The organism is Methyloterricola oryzae (assembly GCF_000934725.1).
Lineage (GTDB): Bacteria > Pseudomonadota > Gammaproteobacteria > Methylococcales > Methylococcaceae > Methyloterricola > Methyloterricola oryzae.
This window is the reverse complement of record NZ_JYNS01000007.1, coordinates 101428-118488: the sequence shown is the minus strand read 5'-3', so window position 1 is coordinate 118488 and position 17061 is coordinate 101428. Positions and strand designations below refer to the sequence as shown.

9 protein-coding genes are annotated in these 17061 nt (G+C 61.0%); 6 read left to right on the top strand and 3 right to left on the bottom strand.

Translation table 11 applies throughout. From position 1 onward, the window contains the following. Nucleotides 1–501 precede the first annotated feature (501 nt). On the top strand, nucleotides 502–729 hold the full coding sequence (locus EK23_RS11245; protein ID WP_045225455.1) for a DUF2934 domain-containing protein: 228 nt from the start codon (nucleotides 502–504) through the stop codon (nucleotides 727–729). 3 nt (nucleotides 730–732) lie between these two features. Here the strand turns inward: EK23_RS11245 and EK23_RS11240 are convergent, their stop codons facing one another. The 3 genes from EK23_RS11240 to EK23_RS11230 form a co-directional block, all read right to left on the bottom strand. After that, nucleotides 733–3924, bottom strand: a complete 3192-nt coding sequence (locus EK23_RS11240; protein WP_052808123.1) for a discoidin domain-containing protein — start codon at nucleotides 3922–3924, stop codon at nucleotides 733–735. Between the two features lie 411 nt (nucleotides 3925–4335). Then, nucleotides 4336–4842, bottom strand: coding sequence for an SRPBCC family protein (locus EK23_RS11235; RefSeq protein WP_045225454.1), 507 nt, complete (start codon nucleotides 4840–4842; stop codon nucleotides 4336–4338). After that, on the bottom strand, nucleotides 4839–5747 hold the full coding sequence (locus tag EK23_RS11230; RefSeq protein WP_045225453.1) for a TIGR01777 family oxidoreductase: 909 nt from the start codon (nucleotides 5745–5747) through the stop codon (nucleotides 4839–4841). The genes EK23_RS11235 and EK23_RS11230 overlap by 4 nt, the downstream gene beginning before the upstream one ends. Nucleotides 5748–6305: 558 nt before the next feature. On the opposite strand from EK23_RS11230, the gene EK23_RS21740 reads away from it, so the two are divergent. The 5 genes from EK23_RS21740 (at nucleotide 6306) to EK23_RS11205 (ending at nucleotide 17051) form a co-directional block, all read left to right on the top strand. Then, entirely contained in the window at nucleotides 6306–8378 is a 2073-nt protein-coding gene (locus EK23_RS21740; protein WP_158002497.1) for an FG-GAP-like repeat-containing protein, read from the top strand. 310 nt (nucleotides 8379–8688) lie between these two features. After that, nucleotides 8689–10881 (top strand): galactose oxidase-like domain-containing protein, encoded by a 2193-nt coding sequence (locus EK23_RS24465; protein ID WP_052808121.1) that lies wholly within the window; start codon nucleotides 8689–8691, stop codon nucleotides 10879–10881. A 145-nt stretch (nucleotides 10882–11026) separates the two neighbouring features. After that, nucleotides 11027–13876 carry a putative Ig domain-containing protein gene (locus tag EK23_RS11215; protein ID WP_158002496.1) on the top strand — a complete coding sequence of 950 codons (2850 nt, stop codon included), beginning with the start codon at nucleotides 11027–11029 and terminating at the stop codon, nucleotides 13874–13876. Nucleotides 13877–14187: 311 nt separating this feature from the next. Then, nucleotides 14188–15153: a glycosyltransferase family 2 protein gene (locus tag EK23_RS11210; protein WP_052808119.1), complete on the top strand. Its 966-nt coding sequence runs from the start codon at nucleotides 14188–14190 to the stop codon at nucleotides 15151–15153. A gap of 200 nt (nucleotides 15154–15353) precedes the next feature. Beyond that, a complete protein-coding gene (locus EK23_RS11205) occupies nucleotides 15354–17051 on the top strand; it encodes a glycosyltransferase family protein (protein ID WP_145998636.1) in 1698 nt (565 codons plus the stop codon). Nucleotides 17052–17061: the final 10 nt, after the last annotated feature.

The following is a 17061-nucleotide window of genomic DNA, read 5'->3' as shown; positions in this document are numbered from 1 at the left end:
GCCTAGTGCATCTGGCTCAAGGATACAGGGGACGCTGGACGAGCACTCAGGAGGCCTGGATTGAATCTTTCGCTCCGACAAGCGGCCTTGCGTCGAGGCATACCGGGAATTGGTGGGCGAAACGGAGAAGCGGCGCGAATCGGCAAAAAGCGCCCCGGCGCGGTAATCCCTCCCGCACCGGGCCAGCATCCTGCTCATCGAAAAGCGATCCTTGGCTTTTTCCATACCGGCCTTGGCTGGCGGAGCTGATGGTGTCACTTACGCAGGCCCTCGACCAGTCGGACAACTACGCAGGAAAAATACGTATAACCAGTGTCCTGGGTTGAGCAGGGGGATACCGGGAATGCATGCCGGCTCTGATATCGGCTGGTGACTACGTAATCCAACGAATTGGCGAAAAATGGCGGCGGAAATAAGGTAAGGTCTAATCCCGCAGCGGTTCTGCGACGGTCATGGCTGCGGCAATGCCAGGAAGGTACTCAGTCGACCCAAGGTATCCCCATGTTCCATTCGCAGAAGGTCTTGAAGACCATCCAGTCCCTCGCATCCGAGCCTGAGCCCGACGTTCCCGCTGAGCTGCGCCGCCGCCTGATTGCCGAAGCCGCCTATTTCAGGGCTGAAAAGCGCGGGTTCCAGCCTGGATTCGAAAGCCAGGATTGGGAGGAGGCGGAGGCGGAGGTCGATGCGCGGCTTCACGCCGAGACGGCCTACAGCCTTTATACCCGCTAGGGGCTAGGGGGTCGGAGTTCGGATTTCGATCTCTGCCGGCACGTGCTCGACGGCGAAACGGCCCTTGCTTACCTTGGTCAGGCCTCCGTTGATCCTCACCTGGCTTGCGTCATCCAGTCCGGGTAAAGCCACCATGAGCCCATCGGTGGGCGGCTTGATGCCATCTTCTATACGCATAATGATTCGGTCCGGCCCGGCGTCTTCAATCCGGTAGTTCAGCTTGCCGTAAGGCGTCGTCAGATTGCGGATGCCCACGCCGCCAGGCGAGCTCAGCCATGCCGCGGGCAAGCCGGCGGCCAGCACCAGGCGGTGTTGCGGATCGTCGTAGACGAACAGAGATAACAAGGCCTGTATGTACTCCGCTCCAATCCATGAGTGCGGCATGTCGCCCAGGAAGCGCGGAACCCTCATATCGCGCCACACCACCTCCGGCCATTGGTTCCAGGGTGGCGGGCGTCTCCCCTTGAACAAATAACTCAGCGCGCGGTAGGCCGCCTCACGCTCGCCCAGGCGGACCAAGGCGGCGACGTTGCGTAATTCATAGGGCGCGTAGGCTTGCCAGTTGCTCCTGCCTGCCTGACGGTCGCGAATCTCGGTATCGAAGCGGGCAAAGGTCTTCAGCAGAGAAGCGCGCAGCGGACCCTCGGACTCACCGGCCACGGTGACGGCAACGGCGCTGGAGGTGGGATCGAAGTCGCCCAACTCCGCCGCGCCCGGCACGAAGTCGATCCCGAACTGGGTCTGGGTTCGGGCGATGGATGCCCGCAGGTCCTGGCGCAGGCCATCCCGCTCTGCGGCAAACTGCGCGGCGCGCGGGTCGCCCAGGACGATTGCCAGCCGCGCGGCATCATCGAGTCCGCGCAGCGCCCAGAAATCGTCCCAGTAGCTGTGCACAGGTCTGGCCATGTAGCCTTCGTGGCTGGCGGACTCGGGCAGCAAGCCGTAGAAGCGCGCCGCGTCGCCAGCGCGAAAAGCGTCGGTCAGGCGTTGGCTGCGCAGGTGTGCGAGATAATCAGCGGCCTTGGCCAGCTTGGGCCAGATGGCGCTAAGGAAGGCGCGGTCGTGACTGTAATCGTAGACATTGGCAGCGGCGTAGAGAAACTCGCCGGCACTGTCGTGTTCGATCATGGCGTCCGGGCCCCAGGGGTCCAGGCAGCAGGGAATCGAGCCGTCGGGCCTCTGGTAGCTGGCCAGCCAATCGAGGAACGCGCGCGCCTCGGTGGCGTGGCCCAGGGCCAGCAGGCCCGCGGAGGCCACGGCCCCATCGCGTACCCAGGTGCGCCCATAGCGGCGCGAACCCGGCCGCACCGCCGGCCCGCTGCGGTTGATCAGGATGTATGCCAGGTTGCTCTTGAGTGCCAGGCCCAGATCCTCCTCGCCCGGCGGGAGTTTCAGCTCCACCCGGTCCAGTTCCGCTTGCCAGTGCCGCGCTGTTCCGTCAAGCCGGCGCTGAAAGTCTGAGGCGTCAGCCCGGTTCGCGCTGCCGCCAGCGGGAGGCAGGGTCAAAACCACCTCGCGTGCTTGCCCCGGTTCCAGCTTCAGGTCATAGCGCAGTGCGGCCGACGCGAACCCGAGTGCGTCCTTCACTACCGTCCGCGTTGGTACCTCGCCCCTGATCATCGCGGATGCCAGGGGTTCGCTCTCAAACCCGCCGACGCCGGCGCGGTCGGGTTTAGGCCAGGTCAGCACCCGGTTCACACCATCGATCTCCAACATGCCCGGGATATAGCGCAGACTGTGGATGGGCGAGAGCGCCGCCTCAGGGACCAGGGCCTGCCAGGGCGGCGTCACCGGCAAGGGGCGCACGGCCAGGAACAGCGAGGCCGGAAGCGCTTTTGATCCCAGGTTCGTCACCCGGTAGCGCACGTGGACAACGCAGCCCGGCGGCTGCGCGGATGCCACGGCGGTCATTTCCAGCGTCAGCGCCGAACGTTCCCATTTTACCGACGGGATGGGCAGGTAGCCTTCTTCCAGCGACACTTGGTTGTCGCCGTCGGCCCAGCTGTGCAGCGTGCCTTTCTCCTTCAGGAAGGGCTCCACGGAAAAGCGTGCACCATGGGCCTCAAGGATGCCGTCCTCGCTGAGCAAGGCCTCGCAGTCCGCCCCCGAGGTGGGCTCGCCGGATGTCCCAACCAGGGTCCAATGGGATTGCTCTCCGCTGAAGTAGCGCGGGTAGAACCCCCGGGGCGAATCCTGGGCGATGCGTTCGAACAGGCGCTCGGGCGGGTTGCTGAACTCCAGGGGCTGCAGCGTGACGCTGCGGATGCCGTATCCGTGGCCACGGCTGCTGCGTTGCAGCGACAGGCGCAGATAGCGCGACTCGCTCTCCGGCAGCGGCAGGTAATCGCGTCCGCCGTTGCCCTGGGTGATCACGTATGCCCGTTGCCAGTGGTGCCCGTCGTTGGATGTTTCAACCGCATAGGCGGTGGCATAATCATCCTGGTCCCAATCGAGCGTAACGCCGCCGTATTCCCTCGGCGCCAGGAAATCCAGTTGCAGCCAGGGCGCCTGGCGGCTTTCCCGAGCCCTCCAGGTGGTCTCCCTGCCTTCGACCAAAAGATCCGGGCTGGGGGCGCCCTCGGAAGCCGAGATCATCGGGGTGGCTGCGTGGGCTTGCTGGGGTGGCCGAGGCTCCAGGCGCAGATTGTCGATCCACAGCGATCCGCTGCCGCCGTTCCCGCGGGGAATGACGAATTCGATCAGACCCAGGCGCTGCGGGTTGCCGCCGGCCGCAGGTCCCCAAGCAAACTCGAAGCGCCGGCGCTTCACCGTCAGATCCTGCCAGTCGGGCCTGATTCGCGGAGCGGCGTCGCGGAAGCGCCACACATTCTGGCCCGATGCGTCCACCAAACGCAGTTCCAGACCGCGCTTCCAGCCAGGCGCGCGTACATCGAAACCTAGCACGAAATTGTCCGGCAAAGTCAGGGGGAAAGCCTTGTGCACGATGATCTCGCCGCCGCCCTGGCGGAAGTCGTAATCGATGCGCAGTCCCTGCCCGGCGGTTCCCAGGTCGCCGTGAGCGCTCGCTGCAGCGCCTGGGGCCGGGATGACCTGCCAGGCATCGACGCTGTCGAAACCGTCCAGCAGATCGGTCTCGGCGGGCGTTGGCGCCGCCTGAAGCATCAGAATTACAAGGCTCAGGAGGCGGGCGGCGGCAGATAGGTCAGCGCTTACGGGCTTGAAGAAAACAGTCATGCGGCAGGTGGAGGGCTTGCAGACGCTTGCGGCAGTCTAACACAGCCCATGCCGTAGCCAGTGAGTGAGAGCGGCGGCGGCAGCGGGAACATCATGCCCGGGCGAAACGGCAAAGCGGGCGAGCGGGGATGCAGCCCGGAATACGGAAAGCGGCGCTCGATCCCGCGATGTCGCCCTGCAAGTTGGCTGGCGACGACAGCCCGCCGCAAGACGCCTCCAGGGGATCGGGGCCGTTGCCCCCTGAGGCCGGTCAGGCCCACGCTGGGGTGGGTGACCCGTCGCGGCAAGGGACGTGAGGAACGATAGTGCCTTCGCGGCAGTGTTGGAATTCAGTGAAATACCTACGTATTCTCTCGTGGAAGGCTGGGCTCGGTGCCCCTGGCAGTGGCTGCAAGTCCCTGACTGCAGGTTTCACCTCGCGGCATGAGCCTGGCTATCCTTCGCGCTGCTCGTTTTAGGCACTCCGAGACGTGCTCTCAGTTGGCGCTCCCCCCTCTGCATGACCATCGCATGGTTCCAAAGGAACAAAGGCCGGGCCCAGGGAGCTAGCCAGCGCATCCAAGGCTTGCAGGCGCGCACCCGCCAATCGAAGCGCAGGATGGTTCCCCCCTGCGTCGCTTCCAGGGAGCATTGGCCGAGCCCAGCGAGATCACCACTTACCTGGGCCTTGAGCAGGCGCGGAGCCTCGATACGGACTACGCGCAGCAAAAAATGCAGATGGTAGGGCAGCAGGGTCCGCCATCGGTGCCGCCACAGTGTATGCAGGCCGTCCGGCTCCCCGGTTTCGATCTGCTCCACGTTTTCGACAAAGGACCACCAGTCGGGCCAGCGTCTCGCGTCGGTCAGTTCCCGCCAGACTTGATGGACGGGCGCCTCCAGATGCCAGATGCTCACCAGCTCGAAATGGTCGTGGCTCATCGTGTTCGTCCTAGAACGTCCTCCAGGGCTTCCTGCAGGTGCGGGTAGCGGAACTCGAATCCAAGCTCCATCAGCCTTTTCGGCAACGCACGCTGGCCGCCGAGCAGCAGTTCCGCCATTTCGCCCAGGACGAGGCGCAGGAGGGCGGCGGGAGCGGGCAGGAAGGCCGGCCGGCCCAGAACCTGGGCCAGGCAGCGCGTGAACTCCCGGTTGGTGACGGGGTTGGGCGCGGTGGCGTTGTAAATGCCGCTGGCGGAGGTCTCATTCAGCAGCCGCAGCGTCAGTCCAATATGGTCGTCCAAGTGGATCCAGCTCATGCATTGTTTCCCATCGCCGATGGGACCACCTAGGCCAAGCTTGAACATCGGCAGCATGCGGCTCAAAAAGCCCCCGCCGGGCCCGACGACAAGACCGGTCCGAATGATGCAAGTGCGCAGCCCCAAGTCTTCCGCGCGCAGTGCCTCCCTTTCCCATGCCGCGCACAGTCGGTGGCTGAAATCCTCGCCGGGATCAGCCGACTCGTCGAGGACGGTGTCCCCCCGGTTGCCGTAGTAGCCCACGGCGGAGCCGCTCAACAGGAGCTTGGGCCGCTCCTCCATGCCCGCTATGAATGCAATCAGGTCGCCTGTCACGCCGATGCGGCTATCCCATAGCTGCTGCTTGCGCGCCTCACTCCAGCGGCGATCCGCGATCCCTTCGCCCGCCATATTGATGATGGCGTCGAAGCGGATTTCGGCCGGCAAGGACCGCAGGTCAGACAACGCGCCGACGCTTGCTCCACAAAGGGCGCGTACCCTGTCTTCAGGCTGACGACTGAACACCGTCACATCATGCCCTTGCGCCAAAAGCGCCTGGCACAGGCTCTTGCCGATGAAGCCGGTGCCGCCTGTAATAAGTATTTTCACTCGAGACCTCCAATTGGCTATCCGCTTAAATGGCTACTGAGATTCCCTGGCGTCCGAGGCCCCGGATCGGTCAAGGTCGAGGCTGGCTTGGCCTCGCCGAGATGTAGCTGAGCGGCGTCAGAACAGACGCATCTTTAATTACGGGCAGACGGTTGTCTGGTTTACGCCAGCCAGCACTTTCGAAAATTCTCCGTCGATCCTTGTAACGCAGGCTGCCACCGGGGCCGGCGGATTGAGTGTGTCAGTCGTTAAAATTTTTGACAGGCAGCGCCGCAATCTAGTTCCGGCGACTGGTCCCCGGTTCTGTCGGTGTAAAGCAGATTTTACAGTTTCATCGCCAGTAGCGGCACGAAAGCAATTTGGTGCCGGGTTGGTTGAGCTGTCAGGAGGGAATATATCATATGAAAATCATGTGCTTAAGATACTAAAATTCGTAGATGGCGCGCTTAGTGCACATATCCTCAGACAATGAAATGCCGTCGGACGCATGCTTGCACGCATGCCAAAGCCGGGCCCTTCAACGCACTGACGAGGCCGAACAGTCCTCTTCAAAAACCCATGAGTAAGCATATGGCCGGAATGATCGACAAGCCGCTGACCCTTGCAATTCTGAGCACCGGCTTGGCCGTAGGCGTTGTGCCGGCGATTGCCGCGGTCCCCGAGTTTGGTCCAGTGACCACTTCTCCAGCGGGCCTGCATGCCCACGCCGTGCGAATCGCCGACCTGAACGGCGACGGCAAACAGGACCTGGTGGTGGCCAACGCGCTGGACAATACGGTCAGCCGGCTGTTGGGCAATGGCGACGGCAGCTTTGGCGCGAAGGCTGATTTTGCCACCACGTCGCCGGAACCCAAATCCATTGCGATTGGAGACTTGAACGGCGACGGAAATCTGGACGTTGTGACAGCCAATCAGAATTTTCCGAAAGGGGTCCTCGGTCCTGGCAGTGTCACGGTCCTGCTGGGCAATGGCGACGGCAGTTTCGAGTCCGGAGTCGGCTACTCTGCGGTTCAGGGTGCCCACGAGGCCGCCATTGGCGATGTCGACAAAGATGGGAAGCTCGACATAGTTGTGGTCGGCTGGAACGAGGCCAACGTGGCGGTGCTGAAGGGCAACGGCGCTGGAGGCTTTGCTGCGCCGGTCAAGTTCCCGGTAGGCACCGCGCCGCATTCAGTCGTGATCGCCGACTTTGATGGCGACGGTAACCTTGACCTGGCGACAGCCAACCACATCGAGACCACGGGCACCGTGAGTCTGCTGTTGGGAAATGGCGCGGGAAGTTTTCAAACCAAGCAGACGCCATCCGTCGGCTCGCAGCCGCATTCAATTCGTTCCGGCGACCTGAATGGCGATCATATTCCCGATCTGGTCACGGCGAACGATGCCTCAAACAATGTGAGCGTCCTGATCGGCCAGGGCGATGGCACTTTTGCCACTCGGGTGAACTACGCCGCGGGCACCACGCCGAAGTCGGTTTTCCTGGCCGACATGAATGGCGACGGGCACCTCGATATCCTGACCGCGAATATCTACGGGAACTACCCGACTCTCAAACATACCGGCGGCGATACGGTCGCGATCCTGCTGGGCAACGGCGATGGCACTTTCCAGCCCAAGGCCGAATTCATCATGGGGCAGGGGCCATTTTCTGTCGTCGCCGGCGATGTCAATGGCGATGGACTGCCAGACCTCGCCACTGCTAACTGGCATGACGCCACGGCTAGCATACGCCTGCTCGGCAACGACCTGGCTGTCAACTTGGCCGACACGCCGGATCCCGTCGCCGCCGGCGGCAATCTGACCTACAGCGCACAGGTCAGTAACAAAGGCCCATTCGCCGCGAGCGGCGTCAAATTGAGCATCACCCCGGCCGTCGGCTCCTCCGTGCAGTCTTCCGGTGGCTGCGGTTCATCGGGTAGCGCCCTGGTGTGCAACATCGGCGCGTTGCCGGCAGGCGGCACAGCCAGTCGGACCATTACGGTTTCGCCGGCAAAAGCGGGCGGCATCAATGCACTGGCGTCGGTATCGGCCGCGCAATACGACGCCAATCCAGGTGACAACCAGGCCAGCGCCGTTACCACAGTCAGTGGCAGCACCGCCACGCCGGCACCTTCATCGAAACCCACGCCTGCCCCGACTGCCCCGCCCAAGGGCTCGCCGGCGCCGTCCGCATCGCCTACGACGCATCCCTCACCGGCCCCCACGTCCACGCCCACGCCCACGCCGACTGCCAGCCCGCTGCCGCAGCCCGGTCCGACCCTATCGGCCGACCTGTCCGTGAGCCTGCGTGGACCCCAGAAGCTTAAGCTGCACAGCGCCGGTGCCGTGGCGCGCTATGTAGTGACGGTGCGCAACAAATCCGGGGTGGCGGCTGCGCTGACCTCGCTTCGCTTTGAGTTCCCGGCCGGCCTGCAAGTATTGGCCAGCCCGGCTGGCTGCGCAGAGTCCGCCGCGGGCGGCCTCGTATGCGACTTGGGAACATTGCCGAAGCATTGGTACAAGCGCCTGAGCTTCAAGTTCCGGGCCGGTCAGCCGGGAGAGTTCACCTCGGCCGTCACGACCTCGAGCGCAGCTGCCAGCGATCCGGACGATACGAATAACTCCGCATTGAAGCTGACCCGGGTCAGATGAGACCTCTGGCGCCAACACGCCTTCGCGCAAGCATGAGCCGGATCCTCAAGACGGATCGTTGAGGACTGGCACTGAAACGGATGAGTGCGCGACTAAAACCATGCTTTTTAAAATGTTATTGAATCAGTTGAGTGCAGGTATAGCAATGAGCCGCGCGTACGACAGAAAATTGGTCAAACTCTCCCCGGCCTGTGCGATGGTTATCGCGTTTTGCCTCGCGCGGATGGGCGCTGCCCAGGCCGCGACTCCCGCGGAAGTCGGGTCATGGGGCCCAAGCATTCAGTTTGCGACGGTGCCCGTAGCCGCTGCGATGCTGCCGAATGGCAAGATTCTCATCTGGTCCTCCTGGGACAAGGACGCTTTCACCTACGGGACCGGCGAATCCAGCAGCAATCCGGCGCAGCAGCAGACGCAGACCCAGATCTACGATCCGGCGAGCGGAGCCGTCAGTGGCCTGATCACCGTGACTAATACGGGCCATGACATGTTCTGTCCGGGCACCGCGTTTCTCGAAGACGGGCGTCTGCTGGTCAGCGGTGGCGGCGGCGGCGGTGTTGGACCCTTCGTCACCAACACCAGCATCTATGATTTCGCCTCCGACCAGTGGTACGGCGATGCCCGTATGCATTATGAACGCTGGTACAACACCGCGGTCACGTTGGCCGACGGTGATGTCTTCACGCTCGGCGGAAGAAACGACGCGCTCGGTTACAACGATCCGGGAGAACTGTGGTCTAGCGGTCAGGGCTGGGCTGTGCTGCCGGGCACTCCTGTCAAGCCCATGACCGATGGGGTCGGTGGCCGCAGCAACGAACATCCCAAGCTCTTCCTCGCACCGAACGGCCGGTTGTTCGCGGCTGGTCCAAGCCCCAGGCTGCGTTACTACGACACCATCGGCAACGGGCATGTGGATGCGGATTTCGTCTATCGTGCCGACGACAGCCTCGCCCAGAACAATGTCTCTGTGATGTTTGATGAGCGCAAGATCCTCGCGGCCGGGGGGAGCAAGGGCTATGACATCGGATCCACTGCTCTTGCAACCCGGAACAGCTACGTCATCGAAGTCGGCGACACCATCCAGGAGACCATTCCACGGAAGATCCAGTCCATGACGCGCCCGCGTACATTCGCGAACGGTGTAATCCTGCCCGACGGACAGGTTTTGGTCGTGGGCGGCCTGGATAAGGGCCGTAATTTCTGGGACGTGGGCGCACAAACCGTGCCGGAACTGTTTGATCCCGTTACGGAAACCTGGTCGGACATGGCTGATCAGGTGACACCTAGAACCTATCACTCCGTTGCGCTGCTGATGCCAGACGGGCGGGTGTTTTCCGCGGGCGGTGGGTACTGCAAACCCGTTGTGGATTGCCCTGACTCCCTGAACCACCGCGACGGCCAATTGTATAGCCCGCCCTATTTGTTCAAGGGGGCGCGGCCCGTAATCTCGGACGCCCCGGCGGCGGTCGGCTACAACGGCAGTTTCGACGTGAAGGCCAGCGCAGACACCGCACGTTTTACGATGGTGCGCCTGTCGGCGACAACCCACGGTGTCAACACGGACCAGCGTATCATCAAGCCCGGGTCCAGAAGTGACGGGCATGGAGGGTTCCTGCTGAACGGACCGACCAGCGGCAACCTTGCGCCGCCCGGTTACTACATGCTGTTCGCACTGAATGCCAGTGGTGTGCCATCGGTGGCAAAGTTCGTGCAAATCACGCGTGGTGCCGCAGAATTGACCAACCCGGGCAATCAGTCCAGCATCGCAGGGGCGGCGGTGAACGTTGCCATCGATGCCAGATCGCCCGCCGGCAAGACCTTGCGCTACAGCGCGGTCGGGCTGCCCCAGGGTATCGTCATCAATACCGCCAGTGGCGTGATCAGCGGTCGCCCGGCCGTGGCGGAGGCCCGTAACGTGGTCGTGACCGTCAGCGATGGCACCAGCGAGGCAAGCGCCGGTTTTACCTGGAGCGTCAACCAACCAGCCGCTACGCCCACGCCGCTGCCGACCGCTGCCCCAACGCCGGCCCCGAGTGGCAAGCCGGGCGCTTCGCCCAAACCAACTCCCAAGGCCAGTCCCAAGGTCAGTCCCAAGGCCAGTCCCGCACCCACCGATGCTCCCGCGCCATCCGGTGGCGCCGATCTGTCCATCCGCTTGCGGGGGCCGAAGCAAGTCAAGGGTAACGAGGCGGGCAAGATCGCTCGTTATGTGGTTGTCGTCCTAAACAAGTCCAAAGTGCTGGCGCAATCCACATCGGTAACCGTGAATTATGCCAGCGGACTTGGGTTGGTCACGAAGCCGACGTACTGCGCGGAGGCCGGCAGCGGTCGGCTGGTCTGCGACCTGGGTGACCTGCGCCAGCACAGATCCAAGCGCTTCGGCATCAAACTCAGGTTCGCGCCAGGTACCGCTACCGTGGAGACCAGCGCCAGTGTGGCCTGCAGCGCATCGCCCGATCCGGATGGCGCAAACAACAGCGCGTCGCGCCTGACGCTCATCAACTGAACAGCATCCGGGCATGAGCGTCCGCAATTTCAGGTTCAAAGCGTCGACCGTGCCTGCGGCTGCCCCAGCGACAGCTTCGGCTACCGGACGCCGGGCCGGAACCTCCAGGGAAAATGCCTGGTGCAGCGTCTGTTTGCAGGTGGCCTTGTACGTTGTCGCAGTCATGCAGGTTCCGGCCGCGCATGGCGATACGTCGACGAACCTGATGGCGACCCCGCGACCGTCGATTCAGGTGACCTCGCCGGCGCCTGGCGAGATTCGCTCACCCGGTGCCGCTGGCGACATCCGCTGGGAGTTCCATGGGTTTTCTCCCCGCCGGATGCTGCGCATAGCGCTTTCCACAGACGGAGGCATGTCGTGGCAGCCGCTGGCGCGCGTCAAGGCAGGCAAGCGCGTCTGGAACTGGATCCCCGGCGCGGCCGGGCAAAACGGTGCTTCCAGGACCTTGATCCAAGTTTGCCTCCAGCGCCCGGGCAAGAGGAAATTGTGCGGTCAGACGCTGTCACCTTTCGTACTGCAAGAGAAGGCCTCCGCGCGACCGGCCGAAATTGGCCCGCCCGTGGTGTCATTACCCGGGCCTCAAACATCGACGGTCGGCATCGCGGTCAGCTTGCCTGTTCGGGCGACCAGTGAAAGTCAGAGCCGACTGAATTTCAGCGCCAGCGGACTCCCCGTCGGTTTGTCGATCGACCATCTGAGCGGGTTCATTGCCGGCACGCCGACGGCTGAGGGGGATTGGAATGTAAGCGTCAGTGCTACTGATCTCGAGGGGGGCAGCACGACCGTCCAGTTCCCATGGACCGTCAAACGCTTGGAAGTGTCTGGCTCGGCGGTCCAACTGGGCTCAATTGCCGCGCGGCCACGATCGGTGGGGGAAGCCGTTAGTTATGCGGCGACGGCCAGCGGTGGCTTAAACCTTCGATTCTCGTGGCTTTTCGGCGATGGCACTGCACAGACGCAGCCCACGACCTTGCCGACGGCTTTCCACCGTTTCGAGCGCCCCGGGCGCTTCGCGGTGAGCGTCATGGCGCATCAGAATGGCAAGATTGTCGCCATCCAGCAATTCGTTCAGGCGATCCATAATCCCGTGACGGCCGGTAGGCCGCAGGCCTCTACCAGCATCCTGTATGAGCCATCCACCAAGCGGGTGTGGAATGTGAACCAGGACGGTGGCAGCGTGACGGCTTACGATACCCTTGAGCACGTAAAGGTCGCCGAGGTTCAAGTGGGTGCCGACCCGCGCACGCTGGCGCTGGCGCCGGATGGACGGCTGTGGGTAATTAACCGGCGCTCGGCGAGCATCAGCATCATCGACGTCACTTCGATGGCCGTTGTCCGCACGGCCAATCTGCCATCGGCCTCACAGCCCTACGGACTGGTATTCGATCCCAGCGGCCGGCATGCCTACGTGAGCCTGGAAGCCATGGGCTTGGTCCTGCGCCTGGATCCGGTCAGTGCCTACGAAACCGGCCGCCTTGCCGTGGGCGATGCTCCCCGGCACCTGTCCGTGGATGGCAAAGGCGATCGCTTGTTTGTTTCTCGCTTTATCACGCCGCCTTTGCCCGGGGAGGGGAGCGTTCAAGTCAGAACGGTCGATGCTGGCGGAAAGCCAGTCGGCGGCGAGGTTGTGGTCGTTGATACCACGGCGATGAGCGTCGCAAGCACCGTGATCCTGCAGCACAACGATACTCCCGATAATCCTTCCGGCGGCCGGGGTGTTCCCAACTATCTGGGCGCGGCGGTTATTGCGCCGGATGGCAGAAGCGCCTGGGTGCCGTCCAAGCAGGACAACATCATGCGTGGCAAGCTGCGAGATGGCCTGGACCTCACCTTTCACTGGACAACGCGCAGCATCGCTTCGCGCATCGATCTCGAAACTTTGACCGAGGATTTTCCGTCCCGTCTGGATTTTCGCAACAGTGGCTTCGCGAACGCTGCCATCTTCGATCCCGGCGGCAACTACCTGTTCGTGGCGCAGGAAACCAGCCGTGAAATAGCTGTCGTTGATGCATATGGCTACCAGGAACTCCTGCGCATGGATACCGGCATGGCGCCAAACGGCCTCGCGCTGTCGGACGACGGGCGTCAGCTCTTCATTCACAATTTCATGGATCGCAGCGTGAGCATCTACGACGTCGGTGCCGTTACTCAGGATGGCAGGCTCGAGGCCAAGCGCGTGGGGGACTATCAGGCGGTAGCCGTGGAGGCGTTGTCACCCCAGGTCCTGCGTGGCAAGCAACTTTTCTACGACGCCCGCGACCCGAGGCTTGCAAAGGATGGCTTCTTGAGTTGCGGCGCCTGTCACAGCGACGGGGGACATGACGGGCGCACCTGGGATTTCACCGGTTTTGGCGAGGGATTGCGGAACACGACGACCCTGGAAGGCCGGGCGGGAACCGGGCACGGGCGTATGCACTGGACCGGTAATTTCGACGAGGTGCAGGATTTTGAGGGCCAGATTCGCAACTTCGCTGGCGGTACCGGCCTCATGAGCGATGCGGAATTTCAAGTCGGCAGCCGTTCGCAGCCGCTCGGTGATCCGAAGGCTGGCGTGAGCGCGGATCTGGATGCGCTCGCGGCTTATCTGGAATCGCTGTCCGCTTTTGTCCCCAGTCCCTATCGGCCCGCGGATGAGAGCCTGACCGCGCCCGCCGAAGCCGGGCGGGCTTTATTCCTGGCGCGGCAGTGCGATCAGTGTCATGGGGGGCAGACACTTACGGACAGCATAAACGACACGCAGAATCCCTTGCATGACGTCGGCACGATAAAGCAGCCCGAAAGTGGACGGCGGCTTAATGGACCCTTAAGCGGTTTCGACACGCCAAGCCTGCGTGGCGTCTGGAATACGGCCCCTTATCTGCACGATGGGTCGGCTGCGACCTTGGGAGAATCCATTCGCTTACATGCGGAGAGTGTGACGCATGGCTCCCTGGAGAATGATGAGGTGAACGCACTGGAATCTTATTTGAAGGAACTGGATGGGCGGGCGCCGTAATCAGTGCCGGCGGTATCAGTTTCAAAACGGATTCGCGTGTGGAGATGGAAGAGTCAGGCCCAAGCTGGAGATGATTGTGTGATTTAGCTGTTATCATCCAGTTGTGATGTGGGGCATACCATCACCGTGTGCCAAGAAGGTGTGGCTTCGCCAGGATTTGGCGAGCTACTTCCTAAGCGCTTGCGGTTTTTTGTGGTGGTTAACTGGTGGGCCAATATCCGGTCTGCCTGGGTGTTGCGAAGTGATCGACTGACAGGCGTTTTGGTGAACTGCCGGCGCGTGTTGTTGATTTTGTTGCTGGGGAAGCTCTTATGTCTGATCAAAAGCTTGCAATTGTGATACCTGCCTATAAGGCTGAATATTTTGACCAGACACTGGCTTCAATTGCCTGGCAAAGCGATACTCGGTTCACATTATACATTGGGGATGATGCAAGTACCGAGGATCTCTCTTCAATTGTCGAAAAATACAATAGCCGTATCGATATAGTATATCGAAGGTTTCCTGAAAATCTAGGTGGCAAATCCCTGGTAAGGCAGTGGATGCGATGTGTCGACCTGACACACGAAGAATGGATTTGGGTATTTGGAGACGATGACATCATGCCGAAGGATGCCGTGAAATCTTTTTATGACTTCTTGCATTCGGACACCAGGTTCGATGTGGTGCGTTTCAACTTGGCAGTCATCGATCATCAGGGGGAAATACTTTACGGTGCCACGAGTCATCCGGGCCACGAGTCGTCAGCCCAGTTTGCTTCCAGGGTCTTGGATAGAAGTTGCCGTAGCTCCGCCTCCGAGTTTATTTTCTCGCGAGATGTCTATCTCGGCACAGGCGGCTTTGTGGAATTTCCTCTCGGCTGGGCAAGTGATGTGGCCAGTTGGATACGATTTGGTATGGAAAAGGGCATTTATACCATCGGTAATGAGCCAGTGCGGTGGAGGTTGAGCGGAAACAACTTATCGTCCAGGCAGGATGATCATGTGTACTTGCATAAAATTGACGCGTGCATAGAGTTTACCGGCTTCCTCAGGCAGCATTTCAAACTTCCGGAAGATGTCTTGTTTGATTGGATGTTCTTCCATTTCTCGCTGCTGACTAAAGGGCGGCGTAAATTAAATAAGAAACTGATGCATATCAAGTTTGTGGGCAAAGTGGCGGCCAGTAGGCCGGGCTCAGTGCCAGCCATGCTGAGGTTCTATAAAAATAGAAAGTGTACCTACTTCAGGAAAAAGCTTTGGAGCCTTAGGTACGATTTACCATTTGGGCCACAGTGACTTGCCTTGGTTTCGGAGGGTCGAAGTACCCGCCAGTTGTTTGCGCGCGAATTAACTGTAGGCGCTGGATTCAAACTGAGATTTAAGGCAGATCGCGTAGCTTGCGGTGTTGATGCGCTATAAATTCACCAACTTTTCGGTATCTCCCATGGCACGTTTTGTTGAGGGGGATTTCTAGATATACATGTGGTGCGACTGATTTGAGCTTAAATACCTTGCGTAGCAATTCAGGCCTAGCCTCATGCAGGCTGGTCGTTGGCATTTTCTGCGCCGTACTTGCCTGGCTCACGGTTTTCGATATTCGACCGCCGCTGGAAGACGTCCATTGGGATTCTCCGATCTGGCTGCATCAGGGCAAAGCGTACGCAGAGACCCACTATATCCTTGATTTGCAACAGTGCGCCAAGACATTCTCAACGACTCGTGACCTCCCGGGCGCAGCCAAGGTGCCAATCTGCTTCCCTGAGTTTTCCCGCCTCGGCCACGTTGTCATCCTGGGAGCGTTGAGCCGGCTTCTTGATTCCGGGGTGGACGCGGTCGTGGCAGCCACTTGGTCGTATCGATTCATGTTGGCAGTGAATCTGGGTGCGCTTGCCTGGCTGATCCTGAATCTGCAGAGCGTGCTGAATGGCGGCAAGGATGGCAAGGGCGGCGAAGGCATTGGGCTTGGCCTGGCGGTTTCAACATTCCTGTTTGCCGCCTCCACGTTGTTCCAGTATCTCGGTTCCTCGCTGGTGAGTGACGTGCCAAGCATGCTCCTGGTGACACTGGCTTGTCTTGCCTTTGTGCGCGGGCTTTCGCTCAGATCGTCATGGCGCGTTGGATTGAGCGGACTTTTGGCTTTTTTGGCTTACGTGGTTAGGCTAGAAAGCGTCATCATCTACTTGCTCTTCTTGCTTGCGCTTGCAGTCACGCTAGTCGCCTATCGGCACAGGCCAGTCTGGTGGCCTGGCTTTGTGGTCGCGGGAGTCGTTGCGCTGATTTGCTACATCGGTTATCTGGTGTATCTGTTTCCGCTGCCGTCGCCGTTCCTGTATCTGGCAAATGCAGGGCAGGTGCAGGAGCAGTATCAGGGGACGCAATACCCGTATGGCTTCGTATTCTTTATGAAAGCCGGCGGGTTACTCTGGATCGGCGTCCTGTTGCAGGCAGTTCTGGGCCGACGTTGCGCGTTGAGCGTATTATGCATGGCCTGGCTGGCGCTGCTCGTAGTTCCGTTCGTTCCGTGGTTCTTTCAGCAGGGACCGACACAGACCCGGCATTATGTGTTTATCGTATTGCCGCTCATGGCGCTATCCGCGCTGGGATGGTCTGCTTTTATCCGCCGAACTTGGCTACGTCCTCGTTTGAGACCGCGAATGCTGAGTATTTTGACCGCCACAGCATGCCTGGGGATTATTTCCCATGCAAACGCGTTTTCATTGACAAGTCATCTGCCTGGCATGTGGCGGCTTTCGCAGCTTCTCGGTCTTCCCGCCATAGAGAAGGTCACTTTTCCGCTAGATGAGGCGGTTCAAGTGAGCCGATACATTTACCGAGATGGCGCCCCAACTCTGGTTTTGCTCGCAAGGAATATACAGAAAGAGCAGGACTATGTGTTCTTGCTTGCCTATCTGGGACCGCCTTACGGACCGGATACCGATGCAGTCAAGTACAAGGAGTCAGGTCCTTTCATTGGGGACTTGACGGATTGTTCGCGCCTTCTGCCATTGCCAGTCGCTGAATCGGCCCAGTATTTCAGCGGAGAATTGACCGCACAGTGCGCGGGGACCTTGCGTTCCGCTGGTGTCAGGGTCTTGCGGCTTTCATCCGCGACTAAACCTCTGGACGTGCAACGTCAGCCAGGGGAACTGGTTGTCCTGAACCTCAGGCATTTTGCCCTGTCGCAGTTGCCGTGATGCCCTGCGG